Genomic DNA, 17809 nt, shown 5'->3' on the forward strand with positions numbered 1-17809 from the left:
TATTAGCAAATGAAGCAATTATTTTTGTTTTGTAGACACCTGTCGGTGTCTGGCAGGGTAAAAAATGCACTGGTATTGACAGGTTCGATACTTGTATTTTTCCTGATTTTTATGCCTGTAAAAGGGTATTCCCAAGCGGGAAAGAAAACCATTACGGGTAAGGTTACGGATACGTTAGGGGTAGGGCTACCCGGTGTAACTGTAGCGGTAGTGAATAAGGTTAATGTGGGTACACAGACCGACAACAACGGAAAGTTTGTACTTGATGTGGCTCCTGGCGAAATATTAAGATTTTCTTATGTGGGATACAGAGAGCAAAGGGCAACTGTTGGCGCAGCTAATGTGCTAAACATCAAGTTAGCTGAAGAAAACATGCTGTCGGAAGAGGTCGTTATTACCGCTTTGGGGCAGAAACAACGTAAAGAAGCTTTAGTGGGTTCGGTAACCACTGTAAAAGTGGGCAACCTTAAAATTCCCTCGAGCAATTTAACCAATGCACTTTCCGGTCAGATTGCCGGTGTAATCGGTTACCAGCGTAGCGGACAGCCAGGGCAGGATAACTCTCAGTTTTTTATCCGTGGGGTAACCACTTTTGGTTACAAACAAGATCCGCTTATTTTGATCGATAACGTGGAGTTGACCAGTTCAGATCTGGCCCGCCTTCAGGTGGATGATATCGAAAGTTTTTCCATCCTGAAAGATGCCAGTGCAACAGCATTATATGGGGCAAGAGGCGCCAACGGGGTAATTTTGGTTGCAACTAAATCAGGTAAAGAAGGGAAGGCTAAAATCAGTTTCCGTTTGGAGAATTCTTCTTCTCAATCTACCCAAAGTTTAGAGCTTGCAGATCCGATTACTTATATGAGGCTTTTTAATGAAGCTACTATTGGCCGTGGGATGGACCCTAAGTTTACACCAAACCAAATTATCAATACGCAGGCAACAGTAAATAAAGCGCCAGGTTATAACGAATATGTTTACCCGGCAGTTGATTGGTTGGGCTTGCTGTTTAAAAAAAGAACCAATACGCAAAGAGCCAACTTAAGTGTAAGCGGCGGTGGCGGTGTGGCCCGGTATTATATTGCAGGTTCTTACAATTTAGATAATGGTGTACTGAACCAGGATGAACGCAATAATAACGACAACAATGTTAAGTTCCGCAATTACCAATTGAGATCTAATATTAATATCGATCTCAGTAAAACTACCGAATTGGTGGTGCGCTTATCGGGTAATTTTAGCGAATACAATGGGCCATTGGCAACTGATGGTGGTTTTTCTACCGATCTTTATAACATTGCGGTGCACACCAGTCCGGTTTTATTCCCGGCATATTTCCCTGCTGATGCCGCCAATCAAAATGCGCAGCACATTCTTTTTGGAAATACTGGGGGTACCGGGGTAAATAGTATTTTATACAATAATCCCTATGCTGCATTGCTCCGCGGACATAAAAATTCATCAGAATCTCGTATGTCTGCACAATTGGAGCTCAATCAAAAGCTAGATTTTCTGACACAAGGTTTATCATTCAAATCGATTTTTAGTACCAACAGGTATTCTTATTTCGATTCATCTATGGCTTATTCTCCATTTTATTATAATGTAGGCTCTTACGATCGGCCAAGTAATACCTATGTATTAAATTGGTTAAACTCCGCTACCGGTGATCCAAATTCAGTGCCGAATATTGCACAGGAGTATTTGAGTTATTATCCTGGCGAACCTAACATCAGTACCTTTCTTTATGGACAGGCTTCTGTAAATTATGATCGTACTTTTGGCGATAGCCATTCTATTAGTGGAACTTTGATCGGTACCGCGCAGCAGAATCTATATAATAACGCCAAAGATCCAAAAACTGATAAGAGAACCCTTCAATATTCACTTCCATATCGCAACCTGGGTTTAGCCGGACGTTTAACCTATTCCTATAAAAGCCGTTACTTTGTTGAAACCAATTTTGGATATAATGGATCTGAAAGGTTTTCGGAAAACCATCGATTTGGTTTCTTCCCAACAATTGGCGCCGGGTGGATTGTTTCGAACGAGAAATTTTGGACAGGTGGAATTACTAATGTAGTTAACCGCTTAAAACTAAGGGGTAGTTTTGGTTTGGTAGGTAATGATGCCATTGGCTCGCAACGTTTCTTTTATCAATCAGATGTGAATTTAAATGGTGGTGGAAATTATGCCCAGTTTGGTTTTAATGGTGCGGCCACCCGTCCAGGAGTATATATCAACAGTTATGAAAATACCAATATTACCTGGGAAACTTCACGTCAAACCAATATCGCATTAGAGGCCACGCTTTTCAAGAACATGAATATTGTTGCGGAGGTGTATAATAACGACCGCTACGACATTTACATGATCCGTAAAAATGTGCCAAGTACATTAGGTTTAGAGGCGATTGATCCTAAAACCGGTGCTCCCGATATTGGTGCCAATATTGGCAAGGCAAGATCAAGAGGGATCGATTTATCGCTCGATTATAAGTTTAATGTAAACGCATTTTCTTTTGCCGTTCGGTCTAACTTAACTTTTGCCAAAAATAAATACATCAATTACGAAGAGCCACAATGGGCAGAAGCTTACCGTTATACTACAGGTCAGCCCATTAGCAGAAACTATGGCTATATCGCCGAACGCCTGTTCGTTGATGATAAAGAGGTACAAAACTCGCCAACGCAGATTTTCTCTACAAGTGGTAAAGCACCACGTGCAGGTGATATTAAATACCGCGATTTAAATAATGATGGTAGAATAGATGATGCGGATAAAGCCTATATTGGTTTCCCTCAGTCGCCAGAAGTAGTTTATGGTTTCGGTTTCAGTTCATCATTTAAAGGCTTTGATTTATCCGCATTCTTTACCGGGCAAGACCGCATGACCTTCTTTATCGATCCATCAAAAGTGAGTCCTTTTGTACCGAGTAACCAGGATTATATTTATGGAAACACGCAATTGCTTAAAGATTTTGCTGATAACCATTGGTCGCCAGAAAACCAAAATCTATATGCCCTTTATCCGAGATTGGCTGTGAACAGCGCCGATTTAGAAAACAATGCACAAACCAGTACCTGGTGGATGAGAAACGGACGTTTATTGCGCTTGAAATCTTTAGAGGTAGGTTATACCCTTCCACAGCGTATTTCGAGCAAGATCAAGTTAAACTCGTGCAGGATTTATCTAAACGGTTTGAACCTGATTACCTGGAGTCCATTTAAAATGTGGGATCCAGAGCAGGGTGGAAATGGTTTTGCCTATCCCATACAAAAGGTATTCAATGTTGGTCTTAACGTAACCTTATAATGAAAACGATAAAAAAATATTTCGCATACAGCTGTATCATGATCTTGATAAGCACCGTTGTGTCCTGTAAAAAGTATCTTGATATAACGCCTGATAATCTGGGTACGCTAGATTATGCTTTCAGAAACAGAAACGAGGCTGAAAACTATTTATATTCTTGCTATGCGTATCTGCAGCGTATGAATGATGCATCTTCGAACCCTGGTTTTACCACTTCATCTGAGCTGATTTATTCGAACACGCTTGATAATTACCTGAACTTTAACCGTACGGGATTTAATTTGCTAAGGGGTACACAAACCGCTGCAAACCCAGGTTTGAACGCATGGGATGGTAACGAAGGAAGTTATAGCTTATGGAGGTCGATCAGGATCTGCAACATTATGTTGGAGAATATTGATAAACCGATTGATTTGGGTGCTACAGAAAAGAAACGCTGGATAGCCGAAACCAAATTTTTAAAGGCTTACTATCACTACGTGCTTTTTAAAATGTATGGCCCGATTCCGTTAATCAAAACAAATTTATCCATTTCGAGCACTACCGATGAGGTGAGGATTAAACGTGCTACCGTTGATGAATCGGTTGATTATATCGTGTCATTATTAGATGAGTCTATTCCCGATTTACCTGCGGTAATAACCAGTCAGGCAACAGAGTTAGGAAGGGTAACCAGCGTAATCGCATTGTCAGTAAAAGCAGATGTACTGAGCACAGCCGCGAGTCCACTTTTTAACGGTAATCCTGATTATGTAAGTTTTAAAGACAAGGATGGTATAAGCCTTTTCCCTGCAGCTTACGATGCACAAAAATGGAAGAAAGCCGCTGACGCGGCTAAATTAGCTATTACCGCTGCAGAAACGCAAGGAATTAAGTTGTATACTTTTATAGCGCCTGCAACCGTTGGTAAATTATCCGATTCATTAAAAAGAGAACTTGATGTTCAAAATGCGGTAACTGAAAAGTGGGAACTGAATGCTGAAATCATCTGGGCATCGAACCCTGAGTTTAACTATCAGGGATTTGCAACACCAAGACTTACGCCTAAATCAGCAGTTAACAATTTTTCCAATCCTTCTACTTTTTCAGCACCGATAAGTACCCAGGAACTTTTTTATACGGTTAATGGAGTACCGATCAGTGAGGATAAAACCTGGGATTACGCCGGAAGAAATACAATCAAAGTGGGCGATAATGCCAGCAGATATTATATTCAACAGGGTTACGAAACGATAAAAGGTCATTTTGCACGCGAAAGCCGTTTTTATGCCGATATTGCTTTTGATGGCGGGGTTTGGTTCGGGAATGGAAGAAATAATCAGGACGATGCTAAAAACCCACTTTATTATGTTTCTGCCAGAGGAACAGGGCTTGCAGCACCAAGTGATAACATCAGGTTGAACATTACGGGTTACTGGCCAAAAAAACTGGTGAGTTACGCTTCAGTTTACGATGACGGTTTTCAACCATCGGCATTTCGTTTGCCCTTGATCAGGTTAGCAGGTTTATATCTTTTATATGCAGAAGCATTGAATGAAGTAAACGGACCAAGTGCAGAAGTGTTTACTTACATCGATAAAGTAAGACAAAGAGCGGGTTTACAAGGTGTACAGGCCTCCTGGACCAACTTTTCGAAAAACCCGAACAAATTTAATACGAAGGATGGCTTAAGACAGATTATTCATCAGGAAAGACGGATTGAATTATGTTTTGAGGGCCAGAGTGGCTGGGATTTAAGAAGATGGAAAGAACTTCAGGCGGTGCTGAACAACCCGATACAGGGCTGGAGCATCAATAATGCAGAAGCAATCAATTATTACCGCCCAACTACACAGTTTATTCCGGTTTTTGGTTTAAAAGATTATTTGTGGCCGATTAAAAGCTACGATCTGGTGGTTAATCCAAACTTAGTTCAAAACCCTTACTGGTAGTTTAAAATATTTAAAGACATGAAGAATATTAAAAATAGTATTTACCTAGTCCTTATCGTTTCCCTTATGGCGGGCATTGCTGCCTGTAAAAAAATGGATAGCTATAATGATCCCGCTTCATCAGATACGACGAAGCCAGGGGTGGTAACCAATATTAAAGTTGATAATTTTAATGGTGGAGCGTACATTACTTATGCTTTGCCCAATTCGAAAAACCTTTTGTATGTACTGGCCCGTTATAAAATAAATGGGGTAACCACCAGAGAAACAAAATCGAGTTATTACTCCGATTCGATAATGGTAGATGGTTTTGCAAAAAAGCAAGCCTACGAGGTTACTTTGTATGCTGTAAGCAGGGCAGAAGTTAAATCAGACCCCGTTGTGGTAAAGGTGAATCCCGATACTCCACCATATTTGCTTGCCAAACCAACCATTAATGCAGAGGCCGATTTTGGGGGTATAAAGATTACGGGCTTAAATCCATTAAAAAATAATTTAGGTGTTATTCTATTGGGTATAAATGATGCTAATGTATCTGACGTAATAGATCAGCATTATGGTAAAACCGATACGATTTCTTATTCATTAAGGGGTTATGCGCCTATTCCAAAGAAAATCGGCTATTATGTAACGGATAATTTTGGAAATATTTCTGATACGACCTACACAACCATTACCCCGTTTTTTGAAACCATACTCGATAGGAATAAGTTTTTTCAGTATAAACTCCCTACGGATGGAGAAATCGCATACGGATGGGATCTGCCATATTTATGGGATGGCAAAACAGACGGTAATTCGAACGGTTGGCATACCGCACCTGGAGGTGCTATGCCTGCCATTGCCACATTTGGTTTAGGCATTAGCGCAAAATTAAGCCGGTTTATTTTATGGGAAAGGCCAGACGGTGGCGATAAATATGCTTATGGACACGGAAATCCAAAGGTATTCTCTATTTGGGGATCTGATTTGGCCAATCCCCGCGATGCGCAATTGCCATTATCGGCGCCAGTAGGGACGGTAATAGGCGATTGGGTTAACATGGGCAATTACAATTATCCTAAACCGCCATCAGGTTTGGCTCCTGTAGCACATACCACGGCCGATAACGATTTTGTGAAAGCAGGTGTAAGTTTCAATTTCCCGCTAACTGCCCCTAAAGCGCGTTATGTCCGTTTATCGGTAAGCACAACCTGGTCTAACGGTACCTTTGCCCACGCAATGGAAATGGCATTTTACGGCGATCCCAGATAGTTAATGATTAAATAAAAGATAAATTTTCAGATATGAAAAGTATATATAAAATTAGCGGTCTGCTATTGCTGTTGGTTACAATAGTGATCAGCTGTACCAAAGATGATCTTGCTTTTAAAGATTATTTAAAAGATGGCGAGATTGTTTATCCTGGCCGGGTGGCGAATATTGTAACCAAGCCAGGTAATTTGCGCACAGGTTTATGGTGGAATCCAAGTCCAGATCCAAGCATCAGCAAATATGTGGTTTACTGGAACAATAATGCCGATTCTGTGGTGGTAAATTCAAGCACCCATAATCCACTTGATACCATAAAAGTAACGATCCCGAATCTTAAGGAATACACCTATACTTTTACGGTATATTCTTATGATGCCCAGGGGCATAAATCAATCCCGATAGAGGCCAGAAATGTACGGGTTTTTGGTCCTTTGTATCAATCGGGTTTATTGAATAGACCTTACAATGCGATAGATCCTTATTTCATTAACAGCACCAATTCAGTGCAATTAAACTTTAACACACCTGATACCATCAATGTAAATACTGTGGTGAGGTATACTAATGTGGCTGGGTCAACTGTAGATAAAATACTATTACCGCTCGATACTGCGATCACACTAAATGATTATAAACCAGGTACTAACATCCAGTACAAATCATCGTACATTCCTGGTAAAGGTTCTCTAGATGTATTTGCCGTAAGTGATTTTTCAACTTTTCCCGATATTGTACCCAGATATGTGCTTTGTAACCGATCGCTTTTTAACGAGGTTCACTTACCTGGTGATGCGCAGACATACGAATCAGGGACCAGTATCAGTAAATTATGGGATGGAAGCGTTGGCCCACAAGGTTATCCGAATATCTTCCACAGTGCGGGCAACAGCGGTATGCCGCATGTGATTACCTTTGATTTGGGTAAAGTGTACACCAATTTATCGCGTGTAGAAGAAACAGGAAGAGATTGCTGTAATAATCCAGATCGTTTTGAAGTTTGGGGAACAGCCGATTTAACCAATGCCACTACCACTTTATCAGCCAGTGATAATGGCTGGCCAGCAGAAGCCACCAGTAAAGGATGGACGCTTTTAAAAGATGTAACCAGAACTGACGATGGAAAAAATGCTTTTACATCAGAATTGGATAATGCAGGAAAACCGATCCGTTATATTCGCATCAGGATTAAACATGTAACCAACGGAGATGGCAATTATAGCAATATGAGCGAAATCAGGTTCTGGAATATTCAATAATCTTTTTACAAACCTGAGTTCGATTAATCATTAATTTCGTTTAATCGAACTCAGGTAGTTTCACAAAATACAATAAAAACAAAGATTTGTTACCGCGCTAATGAAACCACGATACATGATTTTTAAATTTTTATTTAAGCAGAAGCCCTTTTTAGTTTTATTGGTTTTATGGTGCATTCATCAATCCGCTTCAGCCATCATTATTGATTATGGTAAAACCGGAAAGATAGATTACAATCTTCAAACCGGTACTTTTAAGGTGTTAAATGGAAACAAAAACCTGTTGTTAAACGGTTTTTCTCAGGTAACGTATCAGGAGAAAATCCTCAGTTCGATGGATTATAAACAGATCAGCTATACACGATCGACAATTAATGATGGGATTGGAAAGGGCTTTAAGTATTGCTTTCTTTTAAAACAGGCAGGTTTGCCAGATATGCTGCAAAGCTTTTATACCTACAGTGGAGCAGATTATTTTATGATGGGAATTACACTGAAAGGCAACAATTTATCCATTAACCACATGGTACCCATAAACGGAACCTTGATTGATGGTGAGACTTCAGAAACACCCACCAGTTTATTCGTGCCCTTTGATAACGATACTTTTATTTCATACAATACAGTACCATTAAAGGCGAATGTAAGCAATCCAAGTGCGGAAGTTACGGCACTGTATCACGATTTATCCAGAGCAGGTTTTGTAATCGGTTCTATTGAGCATCAGAACTGGAAAACGGGCATCATTACCTCCATGGATAACGATAAAAATATTGGACTACAAACCGTTTGTGGTTATACCGAAGAAAAAATCACCCGCGATAAAATAGCACATGGTAATCTGAAGGGAAATACCATCAATTCGGCGAAAGTGTTTTTTGGTGTTTTTGACGATTGGCGCGAAGGTATGGAAACGTATGCCAAAACAAACCGTTTAGCAGAGCCACCTATCGTTTTTAAATGGAAAGCGGCAACGCCTGTGGGCTGGAATAGCTGGGGTGCCATGCAGGAAAAAATCACACTCGAAAAAGCGAAGCAGGTAACAGATTTTTTCGCCGATAGTTTGAAGTCTTTCAGGAGCGGTGGCGTTGCTTATATCGATCTCGATTCATATTGGGACAACCTGTTAAATGGCGGTTTACACGGCGACTATTCCAAACTGAAAGCTTTTGCAGATCACGCCAAATCTAAAGGATTAAAGCCGGGTATTTATTGGGCGCCTTTTGTAGATTGGGGTTTTGCCGCTGGCGGAAAGCGCGTAGCCGATGGTAGTTTTTATACTTTTGGTGAAATGTGGACAAAAGTTGGTGCTGGATATCATGATATTGATGGCGCACGGGCATTAGATCCCACACATCCTGGCACCAGGCAACGCATTACAACTGTAATCAATAAGTTTAAGGAATGTGGTTTCGAAATGATCAAAATTGATTTCTTAGGTCATGCTGCCATAGAAGCTGACCATTTTTACGACCCAAAGATTACCACAGGTATGCAGGCTTATAAATCTGGGATGGAGTTTTTGTTGAAGCAGCTCGATGGTAAAATGCTGGTGTATGCAGCCATCTCACCAAGTCTGGCATCAGGACGTTACATACATGTACGAAGAATTGCCTGCGATGCCTTTAAATCCATAAAAGATACCGAATATACCTTAAACAGCGTAAGCAATGGCTGGTGGCAAAGTTACCTTTACGATTACATTGATGCCGATCACGTGGTGTTCTCCGATCAATCAGACGCAGAGAACAAGGCAAGGTTTTTATCGGCAATTGTTACCGGAACCTGCATCACAGGTGATGATTTTTCGCGACAGGGCAAGTGGACTTATACCGCCCAGCGTTTATTGAACAATACTGAAATCATTAACGTTTTGAAAGATGGAAAGGCATTTGTTCCGGTAGAAGGAAACAGGGGTAAATCAGCTTCACAACTCTTTGTAAAACAGGTAGGAAATGTAAAATATCTGACCTTATTTAATTACAGCGATGAGGCAAAAGTTTTTAACATCGATTTTTCGCGGATCGGTTTAAATGAAAATGATATATACAGCGCTGAAAACCTATTTAACCAAAAAACAGAAAGTTTTAAAAATAAACAGACCATCAGTCTGGCGGCAAAAGATGCGGTCATTTTTAAAATTACTGGAAAACCCTAACCTCAATTCTCTATCTATATAAAACATTATCGAATACTATTGAAAACACAAATGAACAGATCACATCACATTACAGCTTACATCAGGCATGGCGCATTGGCAATGGCCGTTTCTCTTTTTACGATCGCCACTATACAGGCACAAAACATTATCCCCATCGAAACTGCCCACAATGCATTGGTTTTAGAAGCAAATGCGAAGAAAGATGTAAACACAATATTTTTTGGAAAAAAACTGGCCAATAAAGAGGAATACAATCAGGTTAACGGGCAGTACAAACAAACAGAAGATTATACCGGACAATTAAATTCTGTTTATACCCCTTCAGGTTCGCGCAACCTGGTAGAACCTGCAATTAGTGTTACCCATGCTGATGGCAATAACTCGCTTGATCTGAAATATGTTGACCATACGGTTATCAGGATCGATGATAATGTAAATTTGTTAAAGATCAGGCTAAAAGATCCGGTGTATAATTTTGAGGTAACGATGTGTTACAAATCTTTTTATCAGCAGGACGTAATCGAACAGTGGACGGAGATTAAACACACTGAAAAGGGGACGGTAGTCCTGCATAAATACGCATCGGCCAACCTGCATTTAAAATCGCCACATTTTTGGCTCAACCAATACCATGGCGATTGGGCCAAAGAAATGCAGCCCGAACAAAGTGAAATTACCCATGGCATTAAAACATTGGATAGCAAGCTGGGCACAAGAGCGAACCTGTTTCAGCCTTCGGTTTTCATGATCTCATTAGATAAACCTGCCGAAGAGAATGAGGGGAATGTTTTATACGGTGCACTGGAGTGGAGCGGTAATTTCAAGGTCGATCTCGAACTGGATTATCAGGACAACCTGCGCATCATTGCCGGAATGAACAATTATGCTTCGCCATATAGCTTAAAACCGGGCGAAGTTTTTGCAACGCCTGCATTTTTATACACTTTTTCTGATCAGGGGAAGGGCGATGCCAGCAGAAAATTGCAGAACTGGGCAAGAAACTATAAAATACTGGATGGTAAAGGCAGCAGGTTAACGCTGTTGAATAACTGGGAGGCTACTTATTTCGACTTTAACGAACAAAAACTTGCCGGTTTATTAAAGGATACCAAAAAACTGGGTGTCGATCTTTTCTTACTGGATGATGGTTGGTTCGGCAATAAATACCCGCGTAACGACGATCATGCGGCATTGGGCGATTGGCAGGAAAATAAAAAGAAACTGCCTAATGGCATCACATCATTGGTAAAAGAAGCCGATAATGTAGGAACCAAGTTTGGAATATGGATTGAGCCCGAAATGGTGAGTCCGAAAAGTGAATTGTACGAAAAACACCCTGACTGGGTGGTGAAACAACCCAACCGACCGGAATATTATTTTAGAAACCAGTTAGAGCTTGATCTCTCAAACCCGAAGGTGCAGGATTTTGTTTTCGGAGTGGTTGACGATCTGTTTACCAAAAACCCGAAACTGGCTTATATCAAGTGGGACTGTAACGCAGTGATTTATAACGCCTATTCAGCACATTTAAAAAATCAATCACACTTCTATATCGATTATGTAAGGGGACTATACAGCGTACTGCAGCGGATACGAGCCAAATACCCAACGGTACCAATGATGTTATGTTCTGGCGGTGGTGGCAGGGTAGACTATGCGGCCTTGCAATATTTTACCGAGTTTTGGCCGAGCGATAATACCGATGCTTTGGAAAGGATTTTTATGCAATGGGAATATTCTTACTTCTATCCAGCTGTAAGCAGTTCAAACCATGTAACCGATTGGGGCAAACAGTCTATCAAGTTCCGCACCGATGTTGCCATGATGGGCAAATTGGGTTTTGATATTGTGGTGAGTAAACTGCCTGAAAATGAACTTCAGTTTTGTCAGGACGCCATTAAAAGTTATAATGAGATAAAAGGGACCATCTGGCAGGGTGAGCAATACCGTTTGGCGAATCCGCGTACTGGTAGTGTAGCTTCCATGTTATATGTAAACGACAAAAAAACCGAAGCCGTTATCTTTAATTACCTAGTAAATTACCGCTATGGTGAAAGCAGTAAATATCCGGTTAAACTGAATGGTTTGGATCCAGCAAAAAAATACCAGATTAAAGAGATTAATGTATTCCCAGGCACAAAATCATCTATCGATAGCAGCAAAACCTATACTGGCGATTTCCTGATGAAGGTAGGTTTTAACCCTGATCTGAATACCAACAGAACCAGTGTGGTATTGAAGGTAGAAGAGGCGAAATAATTTAACTTAGTTCGTCATCTCGACTGAAGTGCAACGAAATGCCTGCCCGTACAGGCGGGGAGAGATCTAATGATGGTTTCTCCATTTTTTTTTACCGCAATTGGGCAAGTATTTGGCGCAAAGGCTGCAAAGCTGGACGTATATTAGGTTGCATCATTTACTGGTGCAGTAGTTCGTCTCATCATGGAGCACTTTAGTGACCACATTGTCACCATTAAATAACCCTTCGATTACGCTCAGGTCATATACAAAGTGTGAAGTGCTGGAGATACTTCGTGCTTTTCGAGCATCAGTAGCTCTGTTTATAACATAGTGATCTGGATACTGACCAAACGTCAGTTGCAGCCAAACATATCGATCTTTATGCTGACCAATTGACACTGAAAGGGAAGAAATCGATACTGTACGCCAAGCAATTGATACTGGACGGGAAGAAATTGATACTGTAGGCCAAGAAATTGATACTGGAAGGGAAGAAATCGATGCTGTACGCCAAGAAATTGACACTGGAAGGGAAGAAATTGATGCTGTATGCCAAGCAATTGATGCTGGAAGGGAAGAAATTGATGCTGTAGGCCAAGAAATTGACACTGGAAGGAAAGAAATCGATGCTATATGTCAAGCAATTGACACTGGAAGGGAAGAAATTGATGCTGTACGCCAAGCAATTGATACTGCTAGCCAAACATAAGGGGGTGGAAGCAAAACATTAGGTACTTACGGCTTAACAATTGATAGTGGAGGCCAAACATAGAACACTGGCGGTTTAGCAATCGGCACAGGATGTGAAACAATTGATATTGGCACTGAAGAAAACCAATTTCCATGTTAGGTAGCGCACCAAACGATCATGATTTGACTGTTAATCAAACGAAAAGCCCTTCGACTCCGCTCAGGGTGACACAATGAGGGGATAGACTCCAAACTAATTGCCCCAATGTTAGGTAGCGCACTAAACACTCATGATTTGACTGCTAATCAAACGAAAAGCTCCTCGACTCCGCCCAGGGGCGACACATCGAGGGGATGGATTTTGGACTTTGGACTCCAAACTCCCAACTAAAAACTCCAAACTACTCCTCACCGTTCATAAACGCCCTCGGGCTCTTGCCAAATTGTTTCTTAAATTCCCTGCTAAAGTATTTTGGATCGTTAAATCCAACCTGATAGGCCACTTCATAAATGGTGAATCTGTTTTGTTTAAACAATTCCATTGCTTTTTTTAGCCGGATCGATTTTACGAAATCATTTACCGAAAGGTTGGTGATCTGCCTGATTTTTTTGTACAAAACCGGGCGGCTCATGCCAACCATCGAAGCCAGTTCAGATACCCCAAAATCTTCATCAGCAATATGCCCGTCGATGTATTTCAGGAGTTTTAACATAAAAGCTTCATCAATGGCATTAATGGTAAGCTCTTTTGGTTGTAAATGTAGATGTTTCAGAAACTTCTGGCGCATCACCTGTCGCGACATCAGTAAATTGCGCACATTTAGTAACAGTAGCTCCGAACTAAAAGGTTTGGTGATGTACGTATCGGCACCTGTTTCCAGTCCGCTTACCTGGTGCACATGTGATGAACGGGCCGTAAGGATAATCACTGGAATGTGGCTGGTGCGTTCATCTTGTTTAAGCCGGCTGCAAAGTTCTATACCATCCATAACCGGCATCATAATATCACAAATAATGAGGTCGGGTAGGGTTTCTACAGCCGTTTCCCAACCCAATAAACCATTTTCACTTTCTGCTATCTGGTATTGATGTCCGAGCAATGAAGAGATTAAGGACCTGATTTCTCCATTATCTTCTACCACCAGGATGGTTTCAGCCGAAATAGCAGTTTCTCTTCCAGGTTTTAAAACGCTAAGACCTTGTTCTACCTCTTCGGTATACAGATTTGGATGCGCTGGATAATCTTTTATACCATCAAAAAGAGCCGTTTTAAAATGCGCTTTACCCTTCTTCAACCTTACGGTAAATTTGGTAAAACCACGCGAGCCATTTTCGGCAGGGTTACTTTCTACCGCAATATGCCCCTGATGTTCCTCTACAATGGCCTTTGATAGTGCCAAACCGATACCCGAACCAATTTGGCTCTGTTGTTCGTCTACCTGGAAATAATCGCTAAACAAACCTTTCAAACTTTCGGCAGGGATGCCCAAACCATTATCCGATATGCTGATGATTACCTCATCATCCGATTCGAGTACAGATACAGAAATTTCTCCACCTTTATCGCAGAATTTAAAAGCATTGGATAAGAGGTTGAACAATACCTTTTCGAGCTGGCGTTTATCAAAAAACAAACTGATGTTCTCCTGTTCATGTACAAAATTGTATCGGATATCATTTGTCTGCGCCAGATGCGAAAAGGAGATGAATATTTCATGGATAAATTCGATAATATTATCTTCGGTAACATGCAGGGTAAGGTGGCCGGTTTCGGCTTTTCTAAAGTCCATCAGTTCCGTAATCAAACGCATGAGCCTGTTGGCATTGTTTTTTATGGGAAGGAGTTGACGGTTCAGCTCAGGATCGCTTTGGTGTTGTATGGAAAGATTTTCCAAAGGACCAAGAATCAGGGTAAGGGGCGTTCTGATTTCGTGGGCCACATAGGTAAAGAAATTCAGTTTCATTTTCTGAATATCTTCGGTACGTTTTAGCAAGGCGCGTATAAAGAAATAACGTACAATGAGGAATAACAAACCTGAAAAGAAGGCCAGATAAATCAGGTAGGCCCACCAGGTTGCCCAAAAGGGTGGGCGTACGGTAATTTTTAATGATGCCATCTTACCACTCGGATTTCCATCGTTATTATTGCCCGTAACCATAAAGGTATAATTGCCTGATGGCAGGTCGGCGTAGTTTACACTCGGTATAGCTGTTTTAGTCCACACTTTACTATGGCCCTTAAGGATATAACTGTAGCTGTTTTTTTCGGGTTTGATATAGTTTAGTAGTGCAAAATCGATACTGAAATTGTTTTCGTCGTGTTTAAAGGTAATTTGCTGTGTGTTTTGGATAGCTTCCTTTAATATGCCGTTTTCACCATTTACTTCTACGGGCTGATTGAACAGTTTAAGCCCGGTAAAGGTGATGGGAGCTACATTTTTATTGATGTCGATCTGTTTCGGATAAAACGCAGTTAATCCATCATACCCACCGAAAAACAGTTCGCCACGGCTATCTTTTAAAAACGACCTGACGTTAAAATCATTTCCCGCAAGTCCGTCGCTTTTGGTGTAGTTGATAAATTTTCCTGTTGGCGTAACCAGCTTAGATAAACCTTTATCGGTACTGATCCACAAATTCCTTTCTGCATCTTCTATAATGCCAAATACATTGCTGTTGGCGAGGCCTTCTTTTTCACTGTAATTCCTGAATGTTCTGGTTTTATCGTCGAAGACACTCAAGCCACCAAAGGCAGTTCCAATACAGATTTTCCCATCCAAAAGCTGAACAATGCAATTGATGTAGTCGGATTTTAAGCCTCCGGTATTTGCTTTGTACACCCTAATTCTTTTTGTTAATGGATTGTATACATATAAGCCCGCCCTGGTGCCCATCCACAAGTTTTTGGCTTTATCTTCAAAAATCACCTGGATGTATTTGTTTCTCAGGCTTTTTTCTACAATGCTTTTAACCGTGGAGCTGGCATATACACCATCTGTTTTAGATAAAGTAGATAAACCGTCTCTGGAGCCTATCCAAACTGTTCCGTTACTATCTTCTGTTATCGCAATTACTTCTGCGCTCCCCGGGCTATTTTTCGTATCCCTAACATTCGTAATTTTTCTGAAGTGATGTGTTGATGGATTAAAGACATATAGCCCTCCACGGTGTGTGCCTATCAATAACTGTCCGGTTTTATCAAGGCATAAAGTTTTGATCAGGTTCGAGTTGAGTCCGTTGCTGTTATCGGGCTCCGATTTATAATAAGTGAAGGTATTGTTGTTTCGGTTTACATAATTCAGGCCACCACCTTCGGTACCGATCCAAAGGTTATGGTATTGATCCTCGGCCATCGCACTCACAATATTACTGCTCAGGCTTTGTTGTTTTTTCGAATTTCGGTACACGGTAAATGGTGTAGCGGAAGGATAAATTACATTAACGCCTTTATAAAAGGTACCCACATACATGGCGCCGTTGAGGTCTTGAAAGATGCTGTGAATGGAATTTTGACTTAATCCGTTGTTTTGCTCCGGATCGTAACGGTAATTGCTGAATTTACGGGTGTTGGGATCGAGGATACTCAATCCTTCCTGTGTACCTATCCAGATGTTGCCCGCCTTGTCGCAGGTAAGTTTCCTGATGTCGTTATTTACCAAAGCATTTGGATCTGTTGCACTGGTTTGATAACGGGTAAACGTTTTATGTTTGTAATCAAATAGATTTAAACCATTGTAGGTACCTAGCCAAAGGCGCTTCTGTTTATCGATCAGGATGCTTTTTACCGCATTGGAACTGACGCTGCTTGCATCGTTGGCCCTGTGCCTGAAAATTTCGAAACGATAGTGCCCCTTTTCCTGATAAATACGCACCAAACCGTTAAATGTACCTGCCCAAAGGTTCTGCTGGTCATCTTTAAAAACAGAGAAAACATGATTGAGTCCTGATTTATAAGTGGATTTATCGAAAAGAAATTTTTTAAAGATCTGTTTCCCGGCATCGATCAATAAATTTAGTCCGTTATTGGTGCCAATCCAGATATTTTTTTGCGGGTCTTCGTATACGCACTCTACCGAATCACAACTGAAAGATTTTGAAGAACTTTTTTTGTTGATCCTGATAAAACGATCGCTTTTATCATCGTAAATATATAATCCATTTTCTTCTGTACCTACCCATAAACGTCCTTTGCTATCGCTCAATAAGGTGGTAATCACATTATCCGAAATGCTGTGCCGGTTATCGGAGTTGTTGGTATAAATCTTAAAACGATAGCCATCGTAACGGTTCAGCCCATGCCGGGTACCCATCCAGATCAACTGGTTTTTATCCTGCGTGATGGCCATCACCGAATTTTGAGACTCACCATTTTCCAACGTGAGGTGATTAAATACTATCGGCTTTTGAGCATATAAGGTTTTGCATATCAAAAGCATCAGGAAGAATCCTATCGCGCTTAAACGCAGTTGCATCATTCGGGTTAATATTTATTTAGGGACCGTTGTATTTCACTTTAAATATAGCGCGAAGTTCTCGAAATAGGGAAGAATTGCCATTTTTCTATCCTTTCATTTACAATTTTCGACCTTTTTAAGCGAACAATGCACCAGTTTTGGTCTAACCAAATTGAGCTAACCATCCACAATAACCAGTGGCACCGAAACTATTGATTAAATAAACTGACCAAAGCAATGAAGATGAAGAAAAGTTAAGCACCAACTCATTACAGTCTATTCACGACTTTAAATTGACTAAACCAAATCAACTAACCAACCAGATAACCAAACCATGAAATTTAATCCCAACCCATTTGGTATGATGCCCCTTTGCATATACCCGCTGTTTCTGTTTACGATTTGCAGGAATCGAATCAAAATTTCTGATGCCTATGCTTAAGGCATAGATCCAGTTTATTACACGAGTAAATTAAATGTGAGCAGCTGCTTACAAATAAAGGTATG

General features: G+C 40.8%; 7 protein-coding genes. 6 read left to right on the plus strand and 1 reads right to left on the minus strand.

All coding sequences use genetic code 11. The annotated features are described in order from the left end of the window. The first annotated feature begins 9 nt into the window (after positions 1-9). From R2S57_RS13530 to R2S57_RS13555, 6 genes are all read left to right on the plus strand, one after another. Positions 10-3315, plus strand: a complete 3306-nt coding sequence (locus R2S57_RS13530) for a TonB-dependent receptor (RefSeq protein ID WP_316845482.1) — start codon at positions 10-12, stop codon at positions 3313-3315. After that, entirely contained in the window at positions 3315-5246 is a 1932-nt protein-coding gene (locus R2S57_RS13535; protein ID WP_316845483.1) for a RagB/SusD family nutrient uptake outer membrane protein, read from the plus strand. The genes R2S57_RS13530 and R2S57_RS13535 overlap by 1 nt, the downstream gene beginning before the upstream one ends. An 18-nt stretch (positions 5247-5264) precedes the next feature. Next, a complete protein-coding gene (locus R2S57_RS13540; RefSeq protein ID WP_316845484.1) occupies positions 5265-6500 on the plus strand; it encodes a DUF5000 domain-containing lipoprotein in 1236 nt (411 codons plus the stop codon). Positions 6501-6532: 32 nt separating this feature from the next. Continuing rightward, complete coding sequence (locus tag R2S57_RS13545) at positions 6533-7756, plus strand: DUF4998 domain-containing protein (RefSeq protein ID WP_316845485.1); 1224 nt, start codon at positions 6533-6535, stop codon at positions 7754-7756. A 115-nt stretch (positions 7757-7871) separates the two neighbouring features. Continuing rightward, positions 7872-9914 (plus strand): alpha-galactosidase, encoded by a 2043-nt coding sequence (locus R2S57_RS13550; RefSeq protein WP_316845486.1) that lies wholly within the window; start codon positions 7872-7874, stop codon positions 9912-9914. 51 nt (positions 9915-9965) lie between these two features. Then, positions 9966-12176 carry an alpha-galactosidase gene (locus R2S57_RS13555; RefSeq protein ID WP_316845487.1) on the plus strand — a complete coding sequence of 737 codons (2211 nt, stop codon included), beginning with the start codon at positions 9966-9968 and terminating at the stop codon, positions 12174-12176. A 1073-nt stretch (positions 12177-13249) separates the two neighbouring features. On the opposite strand, the gene R2S57_RS13560 is transcribed toward R2S57_RS13555, so the two are convergent. Next, positions 13250-17323 (minus strand): two-component regulator propeller domain-containing protein, encoded by a 4074-nt coding sequence (locus R2S57_RS13560; RefSeq protein ID WP_316845488.1) that lies wholly within the window; start codon positions 17321-17323, stop codon positions 13250-13252. Between the last annotated feature and the right edge of the window lie 486 nt (positions 17324-17809).

The sequence above is a fragment of the Pedobacter psychrodurus genome (genome assembly GCF_032678585.1).
Taxonomy (GTDB): Bacteria; Bacteroidota; Bacteroidia; order Sphingobacteriales; family Sphingobacteriaceae; genus Pedobacter; species Pedobacter psychrodurus_A.